Genomic DNA, 24,677 nt, shown 5'->3' with positions numbered 1-24,677 from the left:
ATACCTTTATGATGAAACAAAAAGCATTTTGACTCGTATATAAATAGTAGGAGAAAGGAGTATGTGCATGCTGGATTATAATTGGCTGCCAGTCTTCATGACTGGACTAGGGACGATGTTTCTTATAGGCGAGATTTTAGTAAAAACAAAAGGAATCCTCTTCTTGTTAGGGGCTGGCTTCATCAGTACATTTTTTATCAGTTATCTGGATCCTTCTGCTATATGGTACATGCTTCCGTTGTATTTCGTGGGGATGCTATTGATCGTCATCGATGGAAAGCTTTTGAATGATGGCACCCTCAGCGTGATCGGATTACTGACCATGCTTTTAACTGTCGGATTCACAGCTCCGAATTGGACAGCTGGTATCTATGCAATTATCGGAGTCATAGTCGGAGCAGTGGCTTCTTTCGTTTTCCTAAAAGCATTTCCAAAACGGGATATGTGGGGGAAAATAGCTTTGCTTGATACACTGAGTTCCGAAAAAGGATATAACTCGATGAATGAGACGTACGCTGCCCTTGTAGGACAAGAGGGAGAAGCGATAACCCCGATGCGCCCATCAGGCACAGTGCGTGTGGACGGCCGGGAGTTTAGTGCTGTCACGGATGGAAAGTGGCTTGATAGAGGAAGCAGAATCAAAGTAACAAATGTGAGCGGAGCGAGAATCATGGTAGAGAAAGTAGAAGATGATACGAAATAATTTACAAAAAGAGCTAAATAAATTGTAAATTTCCATACAAGACCTTTACAAGCCTTCTGACAAATTCAATAATTGATTAGGAAACAATGTGAAGGGAAGGAAGGCTTGCTTTGTCTAATTGGGAATTTATCATCTTTGAATTTATCGGCGGTTTGGGCTTGTTCCTTTTTTCTATCCGTTATCTTGGGGATGGGCTGCAGCGGGCTTATGGCAAACAGCTGCAGCTAGCCATGCACAGATTTACTGTCCATCCGCTTGTGGGCGTGCTGTCAGGTCTTGTCGTGACAGTTCTTATCCAAAGCAGCACTGCAACTAGCATACTTGTTGTCGGGCTGGTCAACGCCGGTTATCTCACATTGAGACAGGCTGTTTCTGTCCTGATGGGAGCGAATATCGGAACGACTTTGACGGCGTTTTTTATCGGAATCGATTTGATTAAATTCGGCCTGCCGATCATGGCGCTTGGAGCGTTCATGATTTATTTCTTTGTCAATCAGCGTACCCAGCAAATTGGGAAAGTGTTATTTGGAGCCGGGGGTATATTCTACGGACTGACTTTGATAGGCGAGGGCCTGCATCCTGTTCTGGATATGGAAGCATTCCAGTCGTTAGCTGCAAGTATGCACTCAAATCCGATAACCGGAGTCGCGATCGGGACATTCACAACCATTGTAGTGCAAAGCAGTGGCGCAACAGTTGCGATCCTGCAGGAGCTTTATGCACAGAATGGAATCGATTTGAAGGGAGCTATGCCTGTTCTCCTCGGAGATAATCTGGGGACGACTCTAACGGCTATGCTTGCAGCGATTGGTGCCACAGTTCAGGCAAAACGGGCTGCGCTCAGTCATGTTATGTTCAATGCCATTGGTATGGTTATTTTTCTCTTGATTTTGCCTTTATTTGTCGATATTGTAGCGTGGATGCAGCAGGCATTCGAACTGAATGATAAGTTGACAATCGCGAGCGCGCATGGATTCTATAACGTTGCAAGCACATTGCTTTTGCTCCCGTTCCTCGGTTCATTTGTATGGCTTATCACCAAAATAATCCCCGGCGAAGAAGAAAAGCCTATGGCGTTGACCAACCATCTCGATCCGTTGTTCATCCAGCAGTCCCCGGTTCTTGCCTTGGAGCAAGCGAAGCTGGAGGTGCTGCATATGGGAAGGCTTGCGGTAGATGGATTGGAACAAGCTAGTACATATGCCAACAACCATGAAAGGCAATTTGCTGATTTGGCTATGCAGCTGGAGAAGGAAGTGAATCGAAAGGATAGGGAGATCACCGATTACCTTTCCAAGATTTCTACTAATACGTTATCCGAAGAAGAAAGTATCATGCATGCAGCTCTTTTGGATGCGATCCGGGATATCGAGCGGATCGGTGACCATTTCGAGAATGTTGTCGAGTTTGTCGACTTTCAGATTTCGAGCAACATCAAGCTGACGAGGGAAGCGCAGCAGGAACTTAACAGTATGTTTGATTTGACAATCATGACGGTGAAACAAGCCCTGGAGGCATTGGACAAGCAGGATAGGGAAACAGCATTGGCGGTCCTCCAGAAGGAAGATAAAATCGATAAGATGGAACGCGCTTACCGAAAGTCACATCTTATTCGTCTGAATGAAGGGAAATGTGCCGGCTCTGCCGGAATAGTTTTCGTAGATATCATCAGCAATCTCGAGCGGATCGGCGATCACGCCGTGAATATTGCACAGTTGATTTTGGGTGAGTAGACAGGAGAAATAATCTCCTGTCTTTATTTTTTGCTTGCATTAATGTAAACAGACATGCTATAGTATTCCTGTCAGTTAACAAGAATAAAAAAACATAATAAAAAATTATGAAAAAGTGATTGACAAGAGTTTAAATGCATGATAAATTATATAACGTCGCTAATACATAACGTAGTTGCGGATACATAACTTATCACATTATTCCACAGTAGCTCAGTGGTAGAGCTATCGGCTGTTAACCGATCGGTCGCAGGTTCGAATCCTGCCTGTGGAGCCATATGGCGGTGTAGCTCAGCTGGCTAGAGCGTACGGTTCATACCCGTGAGGTCGGGGGTTCGATCCCCTCCGCCGCTACCAAATTAGTTCATTTAAGCCATGGCGGTTGTGGCGAAGTGGTTAACGCACCGGATTGTGGCTCCGGCATTCGTGGGTTCGATTCCCATCAATCGCCCTTTATACAAATACCGGACCCTTAGCTCAGTTGGTTAGAGCTATCGGCTCATAACCGATCGGTCGCAGGTTCGAGTCCTGCAGGGTCCACCATTTGAAGAATTTCATATGATACATCGCGGAGGAATACCCAAGTTTGGCTGAAGGGATCGGTCTTGAAAACCGACAGGGGCTTAACGGCTCGCGGGGGGTCGAATCCCTCTTCCTCCGCCATATCTTGGCTCGGTAGCTCAGTCGGTAGAGCAACGGACTGAAAATCCGTGTGTCGGCGGTTCGATTCCGTCCCGAGCCACTCCTAAGCAGCTGTTCAGATGAACGGCTGTTTTTTAATGTGTTAAAAACAATAGGCTGGGAAGAATATACAAGTCTTAAAGCAAAATGCTTGCCGTTTCAGACAAGCTTTGGTACGCTTTACGAAAAGGTAACCACCTTTCTAATTACATATCATTTAAGGAGGAAATAATCATGGCTAAATTTGAACTACCAGAATTGCCTTACGCATACGATGCACTTGAGCCTCATATCGATAAGGAAACAATGAACATCCACCACACAAAACATCACAACACATATGTGACTAAGCTAAACGACGCAATCGCAGGAAAAGCTGACTTAGAAGGCAAATCCCTTGAAGAGCTTGTTGCAGGTGTAAACGAACTTCCTTCTGACGTACAGACAGCTGTACGCAACAATGGCGGCGGTCACTACAACCACAGCCTATTCTGGAAGCTTCTTTCTCCGAATGGCGGCGGTGAGCCAACTGGCGAAGTAGCTAGTGCCATTGCTAACAAATACGGTACACTAGATAAATTCAAAGAAGAATTCGCAGCTGCAGCAGCAGGCCGTTTCGGTTCTGGCTGGGCTTGGCTGATCGTAGAGAACGGTGAAGTTGATATCGTATCCACTCCAAACCAAGACAACCCTGTCATGGAAGGCAAGACACCAATTCTTGGCCTTGATGTTTGGGAGCACGCGTACTACTTGAAATACCAAAACAAACGTCCTGATTACATCAGTGCTTTCTGGAACGTTGTAAACTGGGATGAAGTAGAACGTCTTTACAGAGAAGCAAAATAAGACAGTATATAAAAGGCACCAGCTTTCAGCTGGTGCCTTTTTTTTGCATATCTCTTTTCGGTTGGCAGATACTAAGTAGCAGTAAAAGGAGATGGCATTATGAAGCCGAACTTATTTACCGCGGATTCTGCCAGGAAAGAGCTGCATGTGCTGCTTATTATCGGGGCCCTTTACTCCCTCGGTATCTTTCTGTCGAATACGTTTGTCAATATTTACTTATGGAAACAGACGAATGATCTGATCAATATCGCGATCTACAATTTAGCTATTTACGTTGCTCAAACAATTCTCTTCACGTTGTCTGGAAGCTGGGCAAAACGAATCGATCGAGTCATCATACTTCGCATCGGCGTATTTTTCCTGAGTGTGTTTTTCCTTCTTGTCTTATTCACGGGGGAAAAAGCAGCTTCTTACAACCTGCTGCTTGGAGCAGTTCTTGGAATAGGCTATGGAATGTACTGGCTGGCTTATTCTGTACTTACATTTGAAGTGACCGAACCAGAAACAAGAGACTTTTTCAATGGAGTATCCGGCCTTTTGCAATCGTTGACAGGTATGATTGGTCCGTTTGTCGCCGGATATATCATAACCAGAATGAACAATTCTCATGGCTATACACTGATTTTCGCGGTATCATTCTTTTTGTTCCTTTTGGCTGTCATCTGTACAGCAGGCATCAAAAGAAGAGGGGCAGAAGGGAAATTTGGACTGATGCAGGCTTGGAAGGAAGTGAAACACGATAAGGCATGGCGCAATACAGTGCTTGCGCATGTGTTCCAAGGTGTGAGGGAAGGTATCTACACCTTCATCATATCTGTCTGGGTCTTTATCGTAACGAATAGTGAGCTTTCGCTTGGTACGTTTAATCTCGTCTATTCCGCTTGCTCGTTTATCTTCTATTATATAGCGACCCGTTTTATTAAAAGCCGCCAGCGAAAGAAGGCAATCTTTCTTAGCGGTGTGGCACTATCCTTAAGTGTGGTGCTGCTTTTGATCGAGCTCAATTTTTCTACTTTGCTGATTTATGCTGCTATAATCGGGGTCTTTTATCCAATCCTTTATGTTCCTTATTTGTCCCTTTCCTATGATGTGATCGGCAAGGCAAGGGATGCTGCGAAGCTTCGTGTGGAATATATCGTCCTGAGCGATGCAGCTACAAATATAGGAAGGATTGTATCTGTTGTACTATTGCTTATCGGAGTCGGTATATGGGCGGACGCCTCCATTCCGTATCTGATGTTTATCCTTGGAACGGGTCCATTTTTCATCTATTTCTTCACCAGACATATCACAAGCTTCGCACCAGCTGCTTCAGTTAAGAAGCTTCCGAAAAATGAAATCGCAGGAGACGACAATCGCTGACAGTCTATAGTAGAAGCGGACCGTGTATGATGATATAATGGGACCAGTATGTAAGAATGGGGGAACATTATGTCTAAAAAAAGGAAGAAGAAGCGTGCACTGCTTCCTTTCCGTCTCAATGTCTTGTTTGCGATTGTTTTCCTGCTGTTCTCTGCCTTGGTCCTGCAGCTTGGAGTAGTGCAGATCATCAATGGCGAAGAACACCAGGCAGTACTGGAAGAGACGACAAATGATATCGCAGAAATTTCTGTTCCGCGCGGGATGATTTATGATAGTGAAGGAAATGTGATTGTCGGGAATGAGCCAATCTATTCCATCACATATACTCCGCCTAAAAACGGTGACTCCTCGGAAAAACGTTTGGAGATTGCCACTAAGCTTGCGGATATCATCAAGATGGATGATAAGGCAATCGATAAAATAACCGAGCGTGAGTACAAAGAGTATTGGTATGTAATGAACTCAGACGAAGCAAACGGCAGGATCACTGCTTCAGAAAAAGAGACCCTTGATGACTCAGAAGTTTACGATCTTACTTTAGATCGGATAACGGAGGATGACTATAAGGAACTTGAGAGTGATGATCATGCCAAACAAATTATCGCTATCAAACGTGAAATCGACAGCGCTACAGAGCTTGTGCCGCATGTAATAAAAAATAAAAATGTCACCGAAGAGGAATATGCGACGATTGCGGAAAATATGGGCGAATTGTCCGGCATCAATGTTGCGACCGATTGGGAGCGTTATTATCCGTATGATGGTTCCCTAAGCGGTATCCTTGGCGGGATCAAGACCGGTATCCCAGAAGGAGAAGAGGATTATTACAAGTCACGCAATTACCAGCTTAATGACCGGATTGGTACGAGCGGACTTGAGAAGGAATACGAAAGCCTTCTGAAAGGTGACAAGAAACGCGTCCGCTACGTAACGGATAACAGCAACAACATCGTGTCCCAGGAGGTAATCTCTGAAGGACAGCGCGGCCAGGACCTTCAATTGTCCATCAATATGGACTTCCAGAAAGAACTGGACAAAATCGTGCGTGATGAACTGAAAAGTGCCATCAATAAGCATCCAGGTGCAAACCGCTACTTGGAAGATGCAATGGCAGTCATGCTTAATCCGAACACTGGTGAAATCTACGCAGCCAGCGGACAGCATTATGACCGGGAAGATAATAAGTATGAATCGGCGGATATGAATACAGTTTTCAGCGCTAATGCCGTCGGCTCCACCGTTAAGGGAGCGACATTGCTTGCTGGGTACCAAGAGGATGTTGTTAAAATGGGGCAACAATTCTTTGATACTCCTATGAAAATCAAAGATACCCCTGAGAAATCTTCATATAAGAATATGGGCTGGATAAACGATTTGCAGGCATTGCAAATGTCATCCAACGTATACATGTTTAATGTAGCTTTGCGCATTGGTGGTGAGTACGATCAAAAAAATGGGGAAAGTGTCTCATTCGATCAAGATGCATTCCGGAAACTGCGTAATTATTATAATCAAGTTGGCTTAGGTGTAGAAACAGGAGTGGATTTACCATCGGAGTCTGTAGGTTATATTGGAACTACCGGACAGGCAGGTAACCTGCTTGACTTCTCAATTGGGCAGTTCGACACATATACGACGATGCAGCTGGCTCAATACGTATCTACCATTGCAAATGGAGGATATCGGATAAAACCGCATTTTGTAAGTGAAATCCATGAACCATCGAATGAGAAGGATAAGCTTGGACCGCTTGCGGAAACAAAGTCTCCAGAAGTACTAAATAAGATTACTGCAACGGACGAACAGATAAATCGTGTTAAACAAGGCTTTGAAATGGTATTCCAAACACAAAAGGGAACTGCATACAGCCACTTGAGTGCAAAAGCGAAAACTTACAACATTGCTGGCAAAACAGGAACAGCACAAACTCAAATTGGTCAAACAAAGCTTGAGAACTGGACTTTGATTGGCTATGCCGATGACGAAAATCCGGATATCGCATTTGCTGTCATGGTGCCGAACTTAGGTATCATAAGCGGCGGAACGCAGTATCCTATCACGTATAACATTGTGAACCGTGCACTAGAATACTATTATGAGCATACAGCTCCAGAAGACGAAGACAAAAACGAATAATAGTATACCCAGAGAATCACCCCAATAAACGGGGTGATTCTTTTTTTTTCAACAAATTAATACTTGAATTTACACAACCTTTACATTCTGTTTATTTTTCCTTAACGAAGACAAGTTAACATTGTACTTGTAAGGCAAATGAACTAATCGAATCACGTAGGGGGAAAATTAAACATGAAGAAGATGAAACTATCTGTATTGCTTGCAATGTTCGCACTAGTCATCGGTGTACTTGCAGCATGTGGCGGTAACGCTGGCGGCACCGAATCAGAAGGAGACACAAGCGGGAACAGCAACAGCGGCGGTGGAGAAGCTTCTGAAACTTCCATCGTTGTAGCAGGTTCGAGTGCAATGCAGCCTCTAGTAGCAGCAGCAGCTGAACAGTACAAAGGTGAAAATGCTGATGCAGATATTCAGGTTCAAGCAGGTGGTTCAGGTGCTGGACTAAGCCAAGTTCAGGAAGGTTCTATCGACATCGGTAACTCTGACGTATTCGCTGAAGAGAAAGAAGGCATTGATGCTGGAACTCTTGTTGATCATCAAGTAGCAGTTGTTGGTATGACTGCAGCTATCAACCCTAACGCGGGTGTAGATGATCTTACTAAACAACAGCTAATCGATATCTTCACTGGTAAAGTGACGAACTGGTCTGAAGTAGGCGGAGAAGATCAAGAAATCACACTTGTTAACCGTCCTGATTCTTCAGGTACACGTGATACTTTCGTAAAATACGCACTTGATGGCGAAACGCCGGCTGAAGGTATTACAGAGGATTCCTCCAACACTGTTAAGCAAATCGTTGCTGATACAGACGGAGCGATTGGTTACTTGGCACTATCTTACTTCGATGATGAAAGTATCGTAAAAGCAAAAATCGATGGTGTTGAAGCAACAAATGAAACAATCGGATCTGGCGAATTCCCAATCTGGGCTTACCAGCACTCTTACACAAACGGAGAGCCTGAAGGCCTAGCGAAAGAATTCCTGGATTACATGCTAAGCGACGAAGTTCAAACTACAATCGTACCTGAACAAGGTTACGTTCCAATGACTGATATGCAGGTTGAGCGCGACGCAGAAGGCAACCTTACTGAAAAATAATATCTAAAACATAAGGTAGATGCAGTGTCATGCTGCATTTACCTTACTGTGGTTATAAATTAGCTATCACAGACAGCGGGAGGCCATTTTTCAGGGTGTTCCTTTCCGCTGTTTTTATGAGGAGTTGTACAAGTTGGCAAAAGCATCAGTATCTCCATCAGCCGAAGAAAGGCTGATCCTGACTAAGAAAAACAGAAGATGGGACGAAGTACGCGGACGTTCCCTCGTTACTATATGTGCAGTTATTATGATTGCAGCGACCATCGCTGTAACTGTATTCCTTGCTCAAAAAGGGCTGCAGTCATTTACTGTAAACAATATTAATCCAATTGCATATTTAACTAGCACGAACTGGAACCCTACAGGCGGCGAAAATGCTTCCTTTGGTATCTTTCCTTTTATTTTCGGCTCATTGGCAGTAACTTTCCTATCTGCATTGATTGCAGCACCGCTTGGTATTGGTGCCGCGATATTCATGTCGGAAATCGCACCGAAATTCGGTAAAAAAGTACTGCAGCCAGTTATTGAACTATTGGTAGGTATACCATCTGTTGTATATGGTTTCATCGGACTCGTCGTTCTTGTGCCATTATTAAGAGATCATTTTCCTGGTATCGGTTTTAGTTTGTTTGCAGGTGTTATTGTCCTGACTGTTATGATTCTCCCTACGGTTACTACTATAGCAACAGATGCCATGCGCTCATTGCCAAATAGCTTGCGGCAAGGTTCGCTCGCATTAGGTGCGACACGCTGGCAGACAATTCGCAAAGTATTGATTCCGGCTGCATTGCCTTCCTTACTTACAGCTATTGTATTGGGAATGGCACGCGCATTCGGAGAAGCACTTGCTGTGCAGATGGTTATCGGTAATACACGAGATATCCCTGGCAGCATTTTTGACACAGCTGGAACATTGACTACAATTGTTACGTTGAATATCGGACATACGACATATGGCAGCATCGAGAACAATACACTTTGGTCAATGGGTCTCATCCTGCTCATCATTTCTTTCGTATTCATCTTTATTGTCCGTTACTTGTCCGGTAGGAGGAAAATCTAATGAACAGCCGAATCACAGATCGTATCGCAACAGGTGTATTTTACACGATTGCAGCAATCATGGTTGCATTGCTGCTTTACCTATTCTATTTCATCTTATCCAATGGGTTGCCTCAGGTAACATGGGATTTCTTAACGTCTCCTTCCAGCTCCTATCAAGCTGGAGGTGGAATTCGTGATCAGCTGTTCAACTCCTTGTATATCCTGTTTATCACGATGATTATCACAGTGCCACTTGGTGTATGTGGCGGGATTTACATGGCAGAATACGCTAAACCGGGTAAAATTACAAATTTTATTCGTACGTGTATCGAGATGCTGGCTTCCTTGCCATCTATCGTTGTTGGATTATTTGGTCTTTTGATTTTCGTTAACATTACAGGCTGGGGTTACACCATCATCGGTGGTGCCTTGGCACTTACTATCTTCAACATTCCTGTAATGGTGCGTGTAACAGAAGACGCAATCCGCAGCGTGCCAAAGGAACAAAAAGAAGCAAGTTTGGCTTTAGGAATTACAAGATGGCATACAATTAAGACAGTCATACTTCCATATGCCTTCCCTGGTATTCTTACAGGTGCAATTTTAGCTTCCGGCCGTGTGTTCGGGGAAGCAGCGGCCCTGCTTTATACAGCAGGCCTTTCGACACCGACTCTTGATTATGGAAACTGGAATCCATTCGCAGAAAATTCTCCGCTGAACATATTCCGTCCAGCTGAAACACTTGCGGTTCACATCTGGTCTGTTAATACACAAGGGCTTATCCCAGATGTACGTGAAGTAGCCAATGGTGCTTCAGCGGTTCTAGTCATTGCTGTACTAGTGTTCAATCTCCTCGCTAGATGGTTGGGCAGTGTCATTCATAAGAAACTAACAGCAGGTAAATGATGAAGAGAGGAGTTCGTGACATGAACTATACAGCAGAAAAACCGGCAGAAACGAAAACAGAAGATTCAATGGCTGCATCCAATACGACAGCTTCCAAGAAAGAAGTTGTGCTGGATGTAAAGGATCTCAGTATTTTTTATGGTAATAATGAAGCGGTGAAACGGGCTAATATGGGTATTGAGAAGAACGCAGTAACAGCACTGATCGGTCCTTCCGGATGCGGAAAATCTACTTTCATCCGTTCCATTAATCGGATGAATGATTTGATCCCTTCCAGTCGTGCAGAAGGTGAAATCATTTATGAAGGAATAAATATCCTTCGTGATGATATTAATGTAGTTGCATTGCGTTCCGAAATCGGAATGGTGTTCCAAAAACCGAACCCATTCCCTAAATCCATCTACAACAATATTACACATGCATTGAAATACAATGGTCAGAAAAATAAGAAGGTCCTTGACGAAATCGTCGAAGAAAGCTTGCGTAAGGCTGCACTATGGGATGAAGTTAAGGATCGTCTGCATCAATCTGCTTTGTCATTATCCGGTGGCCAGCAGCAGCGTCTATGTATCGCACGTACGTTGGCAATGGAACCGCAGATCCTTCTATTAGACGAACCGGCATCAGCGCTCGACCCAGTATCCAATTCCAAGATTGAGGAACTTATACTCCAGCTGAAAGAAGATTATAGCATCGTTATCGTTACACACAACATGTCACAGGCATCCCGTGTTTCCGATAAGACCGCCTTCTTCTTAAGTGGGGATGTCGTGGAATACGATGATACGAAGAAAATCTTCACCAATCCTTCTGAAACGAAAACAGAAGAATATATTTCCGGTAGATTCGGGTAGGAGGCACAACATCATGCAAGTAGCAGCAGCGAAAGAGACAATTTTCCAAGTAAATGATCTGAACCTATGGTATGACGACTTCCACGCGCTGAAAGATGTTAGCCTGGAAGCATTGAATAACGAGATTTATGCTATTATCGGCCCTTCTGGCTGTGGTAAATCCACTTTCATCAAAACACTTAATCTAATGATTAATATGGAGCCAGGTGTTCGAATGACTGGTGAAATCAATTATAAAAACAAGAACATTCTTGATTCCAGAGTTGACTTGGTTGATTTGCGTCGTAAAGTGGGGATGATTTTCCAAAAAGGTAACCCTTTCCCGCAGTCAATTTACGATAACATCGTATACGGACCTAAGATTCATGGTGTGAAGAAAAAAAGTGAATTGGACGAAATAGTGGAAACAACTTTGAAAGATGTTGCGCTTTGGGATGAAGTGAAAGATCGTCTGAAGTCTTCTGCAATGGGACTTTCCGGCGGTCAGCAGCAGCGTTTGTGTATTGCGCGCGCACTTGCGACAAAACCAGATGTCGTCTTGATGGATGAACCAACATCTGCATTGGATCCGATTTCCACATTGAAAATCGAAGAGCTGATGACGGAGCTTAAGAAGAAATATTGCATCGTCATCGTGACACACAATATGCAGCAGGCTTCCCGTATTTCAGATAAGACAGCCTTCTTCCTGCATGGCCGTGTTGTGGAGTCCGCAGAAACGGGTAAGATATTCTCTAACCCGGAAGATAAACGGACAGAAGATTATATTAGCGGCCGTTTCGGTTAATTACGTATTGGAGGAGAATGTATGGTAGCGAGAGAGCAATTTTCAGCAGATTTGGAAGCAATTCAAAGATCAATCATTTCTTTTGCATATGAAGTAGACACAGCTTTAAAGCAGGCTATCGACGCATTATATGAGCGAGACAGTGATCTTGCTTATAAGGTAATTGAAAATGACGATATGTTGAATGAACGTGATCAGGAAATAAATGAGGCAACGATTCAGTTAATTGCAATGCAGCAGCCTGTTGCAACGGATTTGCGACGCTTGGTCGCTTTCCTTCGTGTATCCTCCGACTTGGAGCGAATGGGTGACCATGCTAAAAATATCGCGAAAAGCGTAAACCGATTGAATGTGTTAAGTCCGTATGACATTCCGCCAGCTATCCGTGATATGCAGGAAGTTGTCAGCAAAATGATTCATAGTGCTGTTCAAGCCTTTGAAGAAGAAGATATTACAAAAGCCAAAAAACTGGCTGATTTGGATAATGTGGTTGATAGTATGTACGGAGAACTGTTCCGTGACATGCTGGATGAGCGGAAGGCACAGTCAGGCAAGCATCAACAGACGATGCAGCTTGTTTTTGTCGGTCGCTTTGTCGAACGCGTAGGAGATCATATCACAAATATCGGAGAAAGTATCCTTTACCTTGTAAAAGGAACAGCAGTCGATCTAAACAAATAAAAAGCAGCGGTATATGCCGCTGCTTTTTATTTTGTCATCAATTTAGAAATGTCTTTGTATTCCATATCCGAACTCACATGATAAGTACCGACTTGGAGTGATTCACTTGCTTCTGTAATGTCCAGATATGTTCGGAATGCGGATGCATCCTCGATAATGTCTGCTTTCTCTAGTGCAGATGCCACATCTTCGCTGTTCATGCCGGACTCCAGCTTAAGAGTATATGTTTTAGGCTCCTCTTTTTCGGGTTTTTCTGGAGCCTTCTTTTGTGACTCTTTTAGCTTGTCATAGTCTTGATTAGACAGCACGTAAAAGTCGTTTTCTTCAAGCTCTTTTTTCATTTCATTGATACTTGGTTTCTCAGTTTCAACTGCAGCAGATGCTGTTTCTGTTTTTTCTGCTTTTGGAGTTCCTGTGAAATGAAAGGCCAACATGCAAGCACCAGCTAACAGGAGGGCCGTTGCAAAACCTTGGATGACTTGCTTCATAGCTGAACTCCTGCCTGTTTAGCAATGCGGTATACATCGTCCTCAGCTAAACTTGTTTGCTTGGAAATCTCCTTGATGCTATAACCCTGCTGTTGAAGCTTAATTATTTGCTGGAAGATAGCTGGTTTTTGGGATAGGTTATTCGTTTTTTGCTCATGCTGTACAGTTGGGAGCAGCTCTTCTTCAAGAATCTTGACTTTCTTATTCAACGTATATGTCTCCTGCATAGTTGAAAGGGTCAATTGTTCAATTTGTTGATCCATTTGTTTAAATTTATCTTGCATGAAGAACGAGAAAATCCATAATATGATTCCGGCTGCAAGAAAAGCGATAGCAGCAATTAACATGATAGTATAAACCTCCTACTTATTGCTAACTTAGTTATACCATACCAGGCAGCTGTCGGGTATATTGTTTTCGACAATTTTCACTTTTCTCCTGAAATAGTTTAGCGTTTATGGTTGATTACCTAACATTATTCTGCTATTATTAGATGGTCTGAAGATCGTTAAGTTTTCATACACTTATTTAAGATTGTTGGGAGGGATTATACATGCGTGTAAACATTACTCTCGCCTGCACAGAAACAGGAGATCGTAACTACATTACAACAAAAAATAAGCGTAAACACCCAGAACGTATGGAGCTTAGAAAATATAGCCCACGCTTGAAAAAGTATACGCTGCACCGCGAAACAAAATAAGTTCGACCAAAAAACTCCCCCATATTGGCGGGAGTTTTTTTACATAAGGAGGAGGCAGGGCGGCAGATGGAAGAAAAAGAAAAACTACGACAGGAAGGGCTTCGTTTGCTGAAAGAAATGACGGAAACGGATAAACTGTATATCGAGCATCGGCTGGCAGAGCATCTCTTTGCTTCCTCCCTTTGGAAAGATGCAAACAGCATCGGTCTTACGATGGCTCTTCCGCATGAGTGGGATACAACTAAAATAATCCAGCAAGCATGGCTTGAGCAAAAAAGAATATGTGTCCCGCGCACAATCGCGAACCGGGCTATGCAGTTTTACTACATCGAAAGTTATAATCAATTATCGGACGGAGCTTTCCGCATCAAAGAACCGATTGCAGATCGCTGCGAACCCGCCTCAAAGGATGAAATTGAGCTTCTTATTGTTCCTGGCCTTGTTTTTGATATGTCAGGTTACCGTATTGGATATGGCGGGGGCTACTATGATCGCTATTTATCCGTTTTTCATAATAAAACATTGTCCTTAGCTGGCAGACAGCAGATCAAGCAGTCGTTACCAGTGGACCCATTAGATCTTCCAGTTGATCATCTTCTGACAGATGATGGTTTTCTGTTTTAATCGAATAGGAACATTCGGCTTCGGGTTAAACTAGGCTTATCCCGGAGGAAAGGAAGGGTGCCGATGTGGAAATCCCTCATCACAACGTTAACGTTAGCAGCAAGTATTGTATTTTTGATACGGGAGCGGTATCGGGTGCTGAATGCACTTTTAGCCGTAACGGTTCTTCGTAAAGGTCTTATTCGGCTTTCAATGGGATTTGAGCCCCTGCGTTCCCGGATGCTGCCGATTTTATTTAAGCGCTCAGTGTAAACTGGGCGTTTTTCCATGACTTTTTTGATACACTGTAGGCAAGAGGGGGAGAGGTATGACCTACAACGAAGAGACGGCCTATTATAGGATGATCAATCGTTTGTTAGCCGTGCATGGTTTTACATTCGTGAGGGCTGAAGAAAACTTGCGAGTTAGTTGGCTCGAGAAGAAGCAAAATGGTATCACTCATGTTGTGAAACTTAATTATAAAACGTTTACTTGGGCTAATCATTTAAAGCAGGATATTTTAAAAACAGCTAATCAAATACAAAATATGAGTAAAGGAATACTTCCGAAAAAGACACGCATCTATAATGTCTATTTCGGAGAACAGGAACCAGCTGACAATTGGTCGAAGCTGAAGAAACCAATGATCATCAAAAGTAAGCGACCTATTCCAATGCAGCTTTATTATCTGGATGGCGGCTCTTATGAAAAGGAATCGGAGAAGCTATTCCGTCACTTGAAGCTGGATGACAAGTTTATGTTGACTTCAGCGGGTGAAGATGAACAGGAGCTGGAGATGGAAAAGAGCAGACTCCGAAGCTTGCTAACCCAGCAGCAGCAAGCAGATCAAGCGGTTTTCCATCGTAAAAAACCGCTGCTGGTCTACATTCTTATTGGAATCTGTGTCTTGATGTTCTTTCTTGAAACATTGTTTGGCGGCTCGACTAATACTGCTGTGCTCATTGAGCTTGGAGCGAAGTACAATCCATTGATTCTGGCAGAGAATGAATGGTGGAGAATCGTTTCCTCGATGTTCTTACATATCGGGGCGCTGCATCTTTTGACAAATATGCTGTCATTGTATTATCTCGGTACATTGACGGAGCAGATATTTGGTCATCGCCGTTTCTTCTTCATCTATATTTTAGGGGGAATCGTAGGCGGACTGGCAAGCTTTGCTTTCTCGGAAAATCTTAGTGCCGGTGCATCTGGTGCGATTTTCGGTATGTTCGGAGCGCTGATTTATTTTGGTGTTGTTTATCCGAAGCTGTTTTGGCGTACGATCGGTAACGGTTTGATCGTCATTTTACTTATTAACTTGGTGATCAGTTTCTCTGCTAGTCATGTGATAGATGTATTTGCGCATCTGGGCGGCTTGGCAGGAGGCTTTGCCAGTGCCCTGCTTGTCGGCTTGCCAGGCAAGAGAAATACAGGAGCGCGGCTCAGCGGTACCCTGTTATCAATCGCACTTATCACGGGTCTCATCTGGTATGGCTTGACTGGGCCAGTTAATGATACACTGCGCCAGGTTCTTAAAGTGGAAGATGCCGTTCAACAGAATGATTATTCTGCTGTCATTTCAAATGCAACGTTAGCTTTGGATGAACCGGATTCTGTTTATGAACCGATGCTCCTATTTAATCGTGGTTTGGCTTACTTCAAGACTGGCGATAGTGAAAAAAGTGCACAGGACTATGAGCGGCTGGTGGAACTGACGCCGGAGGATCACGCTGCCCACTATAATTTGGCACTTGTTCTGCAGACGGAAGGAAAGGAAAAAGAAGCATTGGAGCATGCTAAGAAAGCCGTAGAGCTTAAACCTGATGAAAGTCAATACGAACAGCTTCAGCAGGAACTTTCTCAATAATATTGCAGCAGTTCCCTATGCTGACCCGTCTCATCCTGATAGAGGACACGTAGATGCTTTCCGGATTTGTCAAACAGTAAAAGCGGGATGTACGTGGATACTGTGCCTTTTTCCACTGCAGGACCAATCGGCAATATATAATTTCGATACAGTCCTTCCCACAGCCGGCTGATGATTTCCTGACTTTTTTTATCTTCTGTTAGACCTGGAATAGTCGATAGGTCAGCAGTCGGAAGGGAATTGAGCGGTATTTCTGTATACTGACCGTCAGGGATAGCTAATTGCCGTTTCGCGTCGGTCCAGACTTGCTGCAGTGTCCGGCTTGTCTCTGTTTTGGCTATCTGCCGGGACTGCATCTCTTTTTCATTTTTGGGAAAGGAAAAAAGTTCGTACGTATCAGACGTGTAGGACCGAACACCTGTCATTTTGAATGTACTGGTGATGTGATCCTTATGAAGTTCAGCAAAATGAAATGAAACCGCATCAAGCTGCTTATTCGGCCGCAGGATATGTGTTTTTTCCTGTATAAGACGGCTTGCAGGATGCAGCCATTTATTCATCACTCCAACCAATTTGCCATTTTCGTATAATAGCCCTATATCCTGCCGTAAGTAAGCTTCCGTGTCGAGTGTACTTGTCAGACGCCAATGAATGCGCCGGAAATCAACTTTTTTCATCGAGGTGGCGGTGTCGGTGAAAGCGGCAGAGCTATCAAGTGGAAAATGCTGAATCACAGGCTGTGGCTGCTGCATGCGAATAATATAGGTGGCGCATAAGACGATGAAAAAAAAGACGCAGCCAAGTATAAGGCCTTTTCGCATTTGTTTTCCTCCTTATTGGACAAACTCTCGCTTATTGATACTATGTAATAGACCACAATGTTATGAAAGAGGGGATACGAATGAAGCAAATTGATCGAATATCAGAAACATTGGAAAACTTAGTCCATATCCCAAGTCCTTCCGGTTATACAAAACAAGCGATAGATTTTTGCAGCAGTATTGCGGATTCACTTGGATACCAATCAAAAGTGACGAATAAGGGAAGCCTGCTGATTACGGTACAAGGTAAAGATTCTACACGTCACCGTCTCCTGACTGCCCACGTTGACACACTAGGCGCCATGGTAAGAGGAATAAAAGCTGATGGTACATTGTCATTGGCAATGATCGGCGGTTTCCGCTGGAACAGTGTGGAAGGGGAATATTGCACGATACATAGCAAAGATAATGCATTCACTGGCACAATCCTTATGCACCAAACATCTGTTCATGTTTATAAGGATGCAGGAGAAGCAAAACGGGATGAAAAGAATATCGAAGTACGGATCGACGAACAGACAGCATCTCGTGACGAAACAGAAGCACTCGGCATTCGTGTCGGGGATTTTGTGTCATTTGAACCGCGTTTTGTCCGTACCGATTCAGGATTCATCAAATCCAGGCATTTGGATGACAAGGCAAGTGTTGCTATCCTGCTTGAGCTGCTTCGTGGTCTCAAGGAAGATAACCAGCAGCTGCCATACACCACGCATGTGCTTATATCCAATAATGAAGAAATAGGGTATGGAGGGAATTCGAGCATTCCATCGGAGGTAGTGGAATATATTGCAGTCGATATGGGCGCGATCGGGGACGGACAAGCTACTACAGAATATGATGTTTCTATCTGTGTGAAAGATTCGAGCGGTCCTTATCATTACGAATTAAAGGAACAGCTTGCCGAACTCGCTCAATCCGCAGGGCTTCCATATAAGCTGGACATATACCCGTATTACTCGTCAGACGCGTCCGCAGCGATTCGTGCAGGATATGATATCCGTCATGGACTCATCGGCCCCGGCATTGCTGCATCACATGCTTTTGAACGTACACATGAGAGTGCTTTGACAGCTACGTATGTGTTACTGGATGCTTATGTAAAAAGCAATATGTTTTAATTGTAAAGAATGGACCTGAAGTCAACAGACTTCAGGTTATTTTTTTTACATTAAGGCATATTGTTAAGAAGGTGTGAACGTAGTCTTAAATCATTTTCAATTTTAGGTGAAGGTTGTTATAATAACTTAGGTGATGTGTATGAAAACGGTTTATGATGTAATGCAGCTATTGAAGACGTACGGTATTTTCGTATACATCGGAGACCGCAAGCTCGATTTGGCGATGATGCTGGAAGAGCTGCGGGAGCTGTATGACAATAACCTATTGTCCTTAAAGGAATATGGACAAGCAAAAGTAATTCTTAGAAAAGAGATAAGTGCTTTATCGGATAGTCGAGAAGGAGCGGGAAACAATGAGTAAGGACGGATTAATGGTCGGCGTCGATATCGGCGGCACAACAATTAAGCTCGCCATTATCGATGAAACGAGCGAAATAGTGGAAAAATGGGAAATCAAGACGGATAAATTCGAGCAAGGTCTGCACATACCGAAGCAGATCTGGGAAACAATCCAAGCAAAGCTTGCTGAACTCGGCATAGCGAAGGATAAAATCCAAGGCATCGGTGTCGGTGCGCCGGGATTCGTGGTGCCTCGCAACGGTGTCATCGCTGAAGCAGTCAATGTCGGGTGGCGTGATTTTCCTCTTTCTGCCGAGCTAGGAGTACTATCCGGCTTGCCGGTTTTCATTGATAATGACGCTAACCTAGCTGCGCTTGGTGAAGTGTGGAAAGGTGCAGGAGCACAGCAAGGCAATATCATTGCCATCACTCTAGGCACCGGCGTAGGAGCAGGTATCATTGCTAATGGCCATATCGTGAATGGAATCAATGGTACGGCAGGAGAAATCGGCCATGTAACCGTTGAAGAAAATGGTGCTCCATGCAATTGCGGGCGAAAAGGCTGCTTGGAGACAATCTCTTCCGCAACAGGTATCAGCCGTTTGGCAACCGAAGCAGCCACTGTTCATCCAGAGAGTGGGCTAGGCAAACGGTTTGCCGAAAACGGACGCGTCTCTTCCAAGGACGTTTTCGAACTGGCTGCCGAAAATGATGCAGAAGCACAAAAGATTGTGGACAGAGCTACCAGCATCCTGGCACAAACCTTGGCGAATGCGGCTATCCTTACCAATCCTTCCCGGATCATTATCGGTGGCGGTGTATCAAAAGCAGGGGAAGCTTTGTTGGAACCTATCAGAAAAGCGTTCAAGAAAGCAGCCCTGCCGCGAACAACATATGAATGTGAAATCGTGCCGGCTCAACTCGGCAATGATGCAGGTGTCTACGGTGCTGCTTATTTAGTCAAACAGCACTTGGAAGAGACCGCAAAATAAATAAAGAAATGCGTGCATGGCAGCAGCGCAAGTTGCTGCCATCTGTTTTACGCTTGGTTCTATAATGAGGAGGATTTTTACTTGAAACGAACATTCACTGCACCATTATATATTTTGGCGACAGTTTTGTTTGGACTGAAGACGTATATCATTTATCGTTTCTTATTCAATATCAGTTTGGATAATGCGATGCAGGAGTTCATACTGCTATTGAATCCGTTTGTCAGTGCCTTTTTGGCTTTTGGTCTCAGCGTTTTATTCTCACGAAAATGGCAAATACGGTATATCCGGATAATCAGTCTCGTGGGTTCTATCATCTTGTACATCAACTTGATTTTTTACCGTCACTTCAGTGATTTCCTCACAGTGCCGGTCCTCATGCAAGGAAGCAATGCCGCAGACCTTGGCGGCAGTGTACTAAGCCTCATTTATCCACAGGACATTCTGCTGTTCTTGGATTTGGCTATCATCTGGTTCCTCAGCTATCGTTATAAAGAGAAAATGACGGTTGACTACCTTCGCAGAAAGAAAGTATCAACAATGGCGGCTATCGCAGCTGTTGTCGTCATAAACATCGGACTTGCGGAAGCAGAACGCCCGCAGCTGTTCACACGCGGATTCGACCGGGAATATCTGGTCAAGAATATCGGTTTGTTCAACTTCCATGTATATGATGCAGTCATGCAATCGAAAACGGAAGCGCAGCGCGTATTTGCTGACGGAAATGAACTTCCTGAGATCCTTTCTTATGTTAATGAAGAAGTGGAAACAGAGAAATCAGCTAAATTCGGGCAGGCAGAAGGAAAGAATGTCATCTTCATCTCCCTTGAATCCATGCAGAGCTTTTTGATCAACAACGAGCTCAATGGGGAAGAAGTAACGCCATTCCTCAATAGCCTGACAGAAGACAAAGATACGTATTACTTCGAGAACTTTTACCATCAGACAGAACAGGGAAAAACCTCTGATTCTGAATTCTTGGTTGAAAATTCCCTATATCCGCTGCCGCGGGGAGCAGTATTCTTCACCCACGGTCAAAATGAATATAACGGAACACCTGAAATTTTAGGACAGAGTGATTACACAACTGCTGTATTCCATTCCAATAACGCCAGCTTCTGGAACCGAGATGTTATGTACGACAGCCTTGGCTATGACACCTTCTATGATGAAAACAGCTATGATGTCATCACAGAAGGAGAAGACCAGAATACAGTTGGATGGGGCTTGATGGATAAGCCATTCTTCGAACAGTCCATTCCATATCTTCAGGAAATGGATAAACCGTATTATTCGAAGTTCATCACGTTGACGAACCACCATCCGTTCGATTTGCCGGAAGAAGATGCGACGATCGATCAATTCGATTCCAATTCCCAGACACTGAATAAGTATTTCCAAACAGCGCGTTACACAGACGAAGCAGTACAGGAATTCTTTGAGCAGTTGAAGGAATCTGGTGAATATGAAGACAGCATCATCGTGATGATGGGGGATCATTATGGTATCAGTGAATATCATAATAAAGCGATGAGCCAATACTTGGGCAAAGACATCACACCATACCAGCAAGTGCAGAATCAGCGCGTTCCGTTCTTCATCCACATTCCGGGTGACGGAAACGGACAGGTGATGGAAAAAGTAGCTGGTCAAATTGATGTGAAACCAACGATCCTGAGTTTGTTGGGAATCGAAGCTGAACATGACATCCAATTCGGGAATGATGTGTTCGCAGAAGACCGCAAAGACTTCACTGCCTTGCGAAATGGAGATTTCATCAGTGATGAGTATGTGTTTACCAATGATATGTGCTACGACAGGCTGACGGGTGAACCAGCTGAAGATATGGAAGGAGAAGAAGCAGAGATATCCGGTGAGACTGGTGAACAGATTGAAAGTGTCTGTGAACCGATTCAGGAACAAGTAACAAAAGAACTGAATTACTCTGATCGGATTATCTATGGCGACTTGCTCCGGTTCTACGATTTCCAAGAAGGTAAAGAAAAAGCAAGTTAACAAAAAAGGATCGCTGCAGATGCAGCGATCCTTTTTAATGAATTATAATAAGTTCGTAATGGAGACTAACGTGATGACGATCACAGATATGAAAGTAAAAATCGCCTTTTTCACTTGTCTTTTTTTACATTCAGTAACGAGTGTACAAACACAAAGAAATGCAATAAAAAACAAGATGATGGATAGAATCACTTGCTTGCCCTCCTATGAGCAAAATGGTATGTTTCCTGCTATACTTGTTATAAGGAAGCTTGGCAATTACCTTCTATATAGTAGTACACACACATATGCTTGTCGAGCCCTTTTTTAAAAGAATTCATAGGAAAGGAGCGGAACAGATAATGAAAATACATACACTTGGTCTTGGACCGATGGGAACAAATTGTTACATACTGGAATCAAAGAACGACTGCCTGGTTGTTGATCCCGGCGGAGATAGCGTCAAATTGATCGAATGGATAAAGCAAAGAGAGCTGCGACCGCAGGCAATACTGCTGACACATGCCCATTTCGATCATATCGGTGCAGTTGACGATGCACGGGATATTTACCATATTCCTGTTTATCTCCATGAAGAAGAAGCTGACTGGCTTGGTGATCCGGGAAAGAATGGTTCAAAGATGTTCCCGGTCAAACAGATAACTGCGAGAGACGCGGACGAAAAACTGGAGCCAGGTTCTATGAAGCTTGGTCATTTTGAATTTGAAGTACGTCACACACCAGGGCATTCACCTGGAAGTGTATCCCTAATATTCCACAAAGAAAAGTACGTGATCGTCGGAGATGCGTTGTTCCAGCGCGGTATAGGCAGAACGGATTTGTATCGTGGAGATTTGCCGACGTTGATGCAAAGCATAACGGATCAATTATTGACGCTGCCTGGTTTTTACGAAGTATATCCAGGTCATGGTCCGAAAACGACGATAGGGGAAGAGCAAGCAAAGAATCCTTTCCTTATATAAAAGAAGATCCCGCCTGTATGGCGGGATCTTTTTACTGGGCTAGCTGGATTCGAACCAACGATAACGGGACCAAAACCCGCTGCCTTACCGCTTGGCTATAGCCCATCGTACATAGACTATTTTGCACGAGATTGTCCGTCTTATACATCAAGAAGGATATTTTTTATAATAAATAATTGATTCTAGACTTTCATCTGTTTTGATTTCGTATCGTACAAGTGTCTGCTGGTCTTCTCTGTTGATCGTTATCTCAGCTTCTAAAGCATCGTTATGGATTTTGACGGTTTTATTTTCTCCTTGTTGTAAGTTCGGAAGGTAGTGGTTTTCAACTGTTTTGAAGGCGATTGATGCAGCTTGTTCTAATTTGTACTGTTCAAACAGCAGGTCAGTTGATTGTACTTTGGTTTGAAGCAGCAAAGTGCCTGAAGTGAGTAAGAGCAGAAAGAAAGCTGTCAGGAACAAAAGGAATGGATGAAGGAATCCTTTTTCATTCCAAAGCAATCCGTTTTTCATATAACTCTCCTTCTTTTCCTGTGACTGATATGTCTATAGAGCTGCTGTCTTGAGTGATTTTTAAATCCTCTATGTGGTGTAAATAAACTTCATGTCCTTTCTCCTCAACTTGTCTCCGTATCATATCTTTATATTGCTCAAAAACAGCAGTTCGACCTTGTTGATCCTGAATGTAGAGTCTATCTCCTGCAATATATACAGTACTGCCTTTATGCACTTCCATAGATATAAAATGAAGTGCTTGCCTGACAGACACCGCCTCTGATTTTGTGTCTTGAGTCAGGGGGGCCAGAAGGAGTGGGACCGAAGCAAGGATTAGCATCAATATACCCAGTGCAAATAATGCTTCAAGAAGCGTGAAGCCTTTATTGTTCGAGATAACCATATAAGCAACGCTTCTCCTCTCGCCTTTCTTCCCTTATCTCCAGGCAGCCCTTCTTAAGCCCATCCTCTTCACTGAATCTTAACGAGATAGTTAAATTACCCTCATTAAAATATTGATCTTTTGGTGAAGATTTTGCTAATTCATTTTGCAGAAGGCTGTAATACCATGATTTTTGCTCCTGGATATAATGTTCTTTTTTTACGTCAATACTTAATGGCAGCAGTAGCGTACATAACAGCAGGAACATGGCGAAACAGAAAAAAGCCTCGAGCATAAGGAACCCATCCTGATTATCCGCTGTCTTCATAGCGGCCTCTTCCTTTACCTAGTGGAAATACAAGCTTATCGGTTCCATTAGGAGTACGTATTGTGATATTTCCCGGAGCAAGTGCTGTACCTGTTTGATTGAAACCAAATGACATTGCTTGGGGGTAAATATCGATCGTATATCCTTCTGGAATCTCCTGTACTAAAAGAACTTTCTTCAATCTGCTCGAAAATATTTCATATTCGTCCTTCTCTAAGTAAAGCTTTGCTGACCTGTCAAATTGCGTGTATTGCTGCAAAAAAAGCAGGTCTTGTTCCAGTTGCTGTTTGAATTGTTTTGCTTTTGCTTCTACTAGTAAATGGTTGTATACTCCTGTGCCGATGCTAACCAGTAAAGAAGCAAGTCCGAGTACGATGATCAATTCAAGCAAACTAAAACCTTTATCTTTAAGAGCCGGATGCATTAGTCAAAGAAACCTCGCCTCCAGGACTTAGTACCAAGGAACGCTTACCACCCTGGCATGTAGTTTCAGTCAAGTAGCCGTCTTGAAGCTGCTCAATTGAAGTTGGAGCTGTGCCGTTATCTATCTTAAATGTTTGTACTTGGCTTTCCGCCAATTTTAAGAGGGCATCACAGCCCTGCGTTTGTACGCGGTCATTTTTGTCTGCTAGATTAGGTACAACAAGAATCATCAGCACAGAAATGACAAGCAAGACGATAAGCATTTCAATTAAAGTAAATCCTTTTTCATTTCGCATCAGATTACCT

28 protein-coding genes and 7 tRNA genes are annotated in these 24,677 nt (G+C 43.6%); 26 read left to right on the top strand and 9 right to left on the bottom strand.

The annotated features are described in order from the left end of the window. The first annotated feature begins 67 nt into the window (after positions 1 to 67). The 17 genes from SFC25_RS05305 (at position 68) to phoU (ending at position 12,834) form a co-directional block, all read left to right on the top strand. Positions 68 to 703: an NfeD family protein gene (locus SFC25_RS05305; protein WP_411214274.1), complete on the top strand. Its 636-nt coding sequence runs from the start codon at positions 68 to 70 to the stop codon at positions 701 to 703. Between the two features lie 110 nt (positions 704 to 813). Beyond that, on the top strand, positions 814 to 2,436 hold the full coding sequence (locus SFC25_RS05300) for a Na/Pi cotransporter family protein (protein WP_411214273.1): 1,623 nt from the start codon (positions 814 to 816) through the stop codon (positions 2,434 to 2,436). Positions 2,437 to 2,638: 202 nt separating this feature from the next. Further along, positions 2,639 to 2,713: transfer RNA gene (locus tag SFC25_RS05295), tRNA-Asn, on the top strand. A 3-nt stretch (positions 2,714 to 2,716) separates the two neighbouring features. Further along, positions 2,717 to 2,793 (top strand) — tRNA-Met (locus SFC25_RS05290). Between the two features lie 21 nt (positions 2,794 to 2,814). After that, positions 2,815 to 2,887 (top strand) — tRNA-His (locus SFC25_RS05285). 15 nt (positions 2,888 to 2,902) lie between these two features. Continuing rightward, positions 2,903 to 2,979 (top strand) — tRNA-Ile (locus SFC25_RS05280). A 27-nt stretch (positions 2,980 to 3,006) separates the two neighbouring features. Continuing rightward, positions 3,007 to 3,099: transfer RNA gene (locus SFC25_RS05275), tRNA-Ser, on the top strand. A 6-nt stretch (positions 3,100 to 3,105) separates the two neighbouring features. Next, positions 3,106 to 3,178 (top strand) — tRNA-Phe (locus SFC25_RS05270). A 173-nt stretch (positions 3,179 to 3,351) separates the two neighbouring features. Then, the gene (locus SFC25_RS05265) at positions 3,352 to 3,963 is read left to right on the top strand and encodes a superoxide dismutase (protein ID WP_411214272.1); all 612 of its coding nucleotides are present in this window, start codon (positions 3,352 to 3,354) and stop codon (positions 3,961 to 3,963) included. Positions 3,964 to 4,062: 99 nt separating this feature from the next. Beyond that, positions 4,063 to 5,325, top strand: coding sequence for an MFS transporter (locus tag SFC25_RS05260; RefSeq protein WP_411214271.1), 1,263 nt, complete (start codon positions 4,063 to 4,065; stop codon positions 5,323 to 5,325). A gap of 69 nt (positions 5,326 to 5,394) precedes the next feature. Further along, positions 5,395 to 7,461 (top strand): peptidoglycan D,D-transpeptidase FtsI family protein, encoded by a 2,067-nt coding sequence (locus SFC25_RS05255; protein ID WP_411214270.1) that lies wholly within the window; start codon positions 5,395 to 5,397, stop codon positions 7,459 to 7,461. A 174-nt stretch (positions 7,462 to 7,635) separates the two neighbouring features. After that, positions 7,636 to 8,562, top strand: a complete 927-nt coding sequence (locus SFC25_RS05250) for a phosphate ABC transporter substrate-binding protein PstS family protein (protein ID WP_411214269.1) — start codon at positions 7,636 to 7,638, stop codon at positions 8,560 to 8,562. Positions 8,563 to 8,695: 133 nt separating this feature from the next. After that, positions 8,696 to 9,625 carry a phosphate ABC transporter permease subunit PstC gene (pstC, locus tag SFC25_RS05245; protein ID WP_411214268.1) on the top strand — a complete coding sequence of 310 codons (930 nt, stop codon included), beginning with the start codon at positions 8,696 to 8,698 and terminating at the stop codon, positions 9,623 to 9,625. After that, positions 9,625 to 10,512, top strand: coding sequence for a phosphate ABC transporter permease PstA (pstA, locus tag SFC25_RS05240; RefSeq protein WP_038561341.1), 888 nt, complete (start codon positions 9,625 to 9,627; stop codon positions 10,510 to 10,512). Before pstC ends, pstA begins: the two co-directional genes overlap by 1 nt. A 68-nt stretch (positions 10,513 to 10,580) precedes the next feature. After that, positions 10,581 to 11,366 carry a phosphate ABC transporter ATP-binding protein PstB gene (gene pstB / locus SFC25_RS05235; protein ID WP_411214589.1) on the top strand — a complete coding sequence of 262 codons (786 nt, stop codon included), beginning with the start codon at positions 10,581 to 10,583 and terminating at the stop codon, positions 11,364 to 11,366. A 10-nt stretch (positions 11,367 to 11,376) separates the two neighbouring features. After that, positions 11,377 to 12,153, top strand: a complete 777-nt coding sequence (pstB, locus tag SFC25_RS05230) for a phosphate ABC transporter ATP-binding protein PstB (protein WP_411214588.1) — start codon at positions 11,377 to 11,379, stop codon at positions 12,151 to 12,153. A gap of 21 nt (positions 12,154 to 12,174) precedes the next feature. Next, complete coding sequence (gene phoU / locus SFC25_RS05225) at positions 12,175 to 12,834, top strand: phosphate signaling complex protein PhoU (protein WP_411214267.1); 660 nt, start codon at positions 12,175 to 12,177, stop codon at positions 12,832 to 12,834. Between the two features lie 26 nt (positions 12,835 to 12,860). Here the strand turns inward: phoU and SFC25_RS05220 are convergent, their stop codons facing one another. Then, positions 12,861 to 13,322 carry an endolytic transglycosylase MltG gene (locus tag SFC25_RS05220; RefSeq protein WP_411214266.1) on the bottom strand — a complete coding sequence of 154 codons (462 nt, stop codon included), beginning with the start codon at positions 13,320 to 13,322 and terminating at the stop codon, positions 12,861 to 12,863. After that, entirely contained in the window at positions 13,319 to 13,669 is a 351-nt protein-coding gene (locus SFC25_RS05215; protein WP_411214265.1) for a hypothetical protein, read from the bottom strand. The genes SFC25_RS05220 and SFC25_RS05215 overlap by 4 nt, the downstream gene beginning before the upstream one ends. A gap of 206 nt (positions 13,670 to 13,875) precedes the next feature. On the opposite strand from SFC25_RS05215, the gene rpmG reads away from it, so the two are divergent. The 4 genes from rpmG (at position 13,876) to SFC25_RS05195 (ending at position 16,495) form a co-directional block, all read left to right on the top strand. Continuing rightward, positions 13,876 to 14,025: a 50S ribosomal protein L33 gene (gene rpmG, locus SFC25_RS05210; RefSeq protein WP_038561326.1), complete on the top strand. Its 150-nt coding sequence runs from the start codon at positions 13,876 to 13,878 to the stop codon at positions 14,023 to 14,025. Between the two features lie 66 nt (positions 14,026 to 14,091). Next, positions 14,092 to 14,649, top strand: a complete 558-nt coding sequence (locus SFC25_RS05205) for a 5-formyltetrahydrofolate cyclo-ligase (RefSeq protein ID WP_411214264.1) — start codon at positions 14,092 to 14,094, stop codon at positions 14,647 to 14,649. A gap of 63 nt (positions 14,650 to 14,712) precedes the next feature. Continuing rightward, positions 14,713 to 14,901 (top strand): hypothetical protein, encoded by a 189-nt coding sequence (locus SFC25_RS05200; RefSeq protein ID WP_411214263.1) that lies wholly within the window; start codon positions 14,713 to 14,715, stop codon positions 14,899 to 14,901. 55 nt (positions 14,902 to 14,956) lie between these two features. Beyond that, a complete protein-coding gene (locus SFC25_RS05195) occupies positions 14,957 to 16,495 on the top strand; it encodes a rhomboid family intramembrane serine protease (RefSeq protein ID WP_411214262.1) in 1,539 nt (512 codons plus the stop codon). On the opposite strand, the gene SFC25_RS05190 is transcribed toward SFC25_RS05195, so the two are convergent. Beyond that, on the bottom strand, positions 16,489 to 17,316 hold the full coding sequence (locus SFC25_RS05190; RefSeq protein WP_411214261.1) for a hypothetical protein: 828 nt from the start codon (positions 17,314 to 17,316) through the stop codon (positions 16,489 to 16,491). The genes SFC25_RS05195 and SFC25_RS05190 overlap by 7 nt on opposite strands. Positions 17,317 to 17,396: 80 nt before the next feature. On the opposite strand from SFC25_RS05190, the gene SFC25_RS05185 reads away from it, so the two are divergent. The 5 genes from SFC25_RS05185 to SFC25_RS05165 all read left to right on the top strand — a co-directional run bounded on the left by SFC25_RS05185 (position 17,397) and on the right by SFC25_RS05165 (position 22,743). Further along, positions 17,397 to 18,434: a M42 family metallopeptidase gene (locus SFC25_RS05185; RefSeq protein ID WP_411214260.1), complete on the top strand. Its 1,038-nt coding sequence runs from the start codon at positions 17,397 to 17,399 to the stop codon at positions 18,432 to 18,434. A 139-nt stretch (positions 18,435 to 18,573) separates the two neighbouring features. Beyond that, positions 18,574 to 18,795, top strand: a complete 222-nt coding sequence (locus SFC25_RS05180; RefSeq protein WP_411214259.1) for a YqgQ family protein — start codon at positions 18,574 to 18,576, stop codon at positions 18,793 to 18,795. Further along, entirely contained in the window at positions 18,788 to 19,765 is a 978-nt protein-coding gene (locus SFC25_RS05175; protein WP_411214258.1) for an ROK family glucokinase, read from the top strand. Before SFC25_RS05180 ends, SFC25_RS05175 begins: the two co-directional genes overlap by 8 nt. Before the next feature lie 81 nt (positions 19,766 to 19,846). Next, on the top strand, positions 19,847 to 21,781 hold the full coding sequence (locus tag SFC25_RS05170) for an LTA synthase family protein (RefSeq protein WP_411214257.1): 1,935 nt from the start codon (positions 19,847 to 19,849) through the stop codon (positions 21,779 to 21,781). 341 nt (positions 21,782 to 22,122) lie between these two features. Then, a complete protein-coding gene (locus SFC25_RS05165) occupies positions 22,123 to 22,743 on the top strand; it encodes an MBL fold metallo-hydrolase (RefSeq protein WP_411214256.1) in 621 nt (206 codons plus the stop codon). Between the two features lie 34 nt (positions 22,744 to 22,777). Here the strand turns inward: SFC25_RS05165 and SFC25_RS05160 are convergent. From SFC25_RS05160 to comGC, 6 genes are all read right to left on the bottom strand, one after another. Beyond that, positions 22,778 to 22,848: transfer RNA gene (locus SFC25_RS05160), tRNA-Gln, on the bottom strand. Between the two features lie 42 nt (positions 22,849 to 22,890). Continuing rightward, the gene (locus SFC25_RS05155) at positions 22,891 to 23,256 is read right to left on the bottom strand and encodes a hypothetical protein (protein ID WP_411214255.1); all 366 of its coding nucleotides are present in this window, start codon (positions 23,254 to 23,256) and stop codon (positions 22,891 to 22,893) included. Next, on the bottom strand, positions 23,231 to 23,641 hold the full coding sequence (gene comGF / locus SFC25_RS05150; RefSeq protein ID WP_411214254.1) for a competence type IV pilus minor pilin ComGF: 411 nt from the start codon (positions 23,639 to 23,641) through the stop codon (positions 23,231 to 23,233). Before comGF ends, SFC25_RS05155 begins: the two co-directional genes overlap by 26 nt. After that, on the bottom strand, positions 23,622 to 23,948 hold the full coding sequence (locus tag SFC25_RS05145; RefSeq protein WP_411214253.1) for a hypothetical protein: 327 nt from the start codon (positions 23,946 to 23,948) through the stop codon (positions 23,622 to 23,624). The genes comGF and SFC25_RS05145 overlap by 20 nt, the downstream gene beginning before the upstream one ends. Next, entirely contained in the window at positions 23,932 to 24,372 is a 441-nt protein-coding gene (locus SFC25_RS05140) for a prepilin-type N-terminal cleavage/methylation domain-containing protein (protein ID WP_411214252.1), read from the bottom strand. The genes SFC25_RS05145 and SFC25_RS05140 overlap by 17 nt, the downstream gene beginning before the upstream one ends. After that, positions 24,356 to 24,667 (bottom strand): competence type IV pilus major pilin ComGC, encoded by a 312-nt coding sequence (gene comGC, locus SFC25_RS05135; RefSeq protein WP_411214251.1) that lies wholly within the window; start codon positions 24,665 to 24,667, stop codon positions 24,356 to 24,358. The genes SFC25_RS05140 and comGC overlap by 17 nt, the downstream gene beginning before the upstream one ends. Positions 24,668 to 24,677: the final 10 nt, after the last annotated feature.

Origin of the sequence: Terribacillus saccharophilus (genome assembly GCF_046592595.1) — a bacterium.
Taxonomy (GTDB): domain Bacteria; phylum Bacillota; class Bacilli; order Bacillales; family Amphibacillaceae; genus Terribacillus; species Terribacillus saccharophilus_C.
Note: the sequence above shows the minus strand (reverse complement) of the source record. Positions and strands in the feature narration are given on the sequence as shown.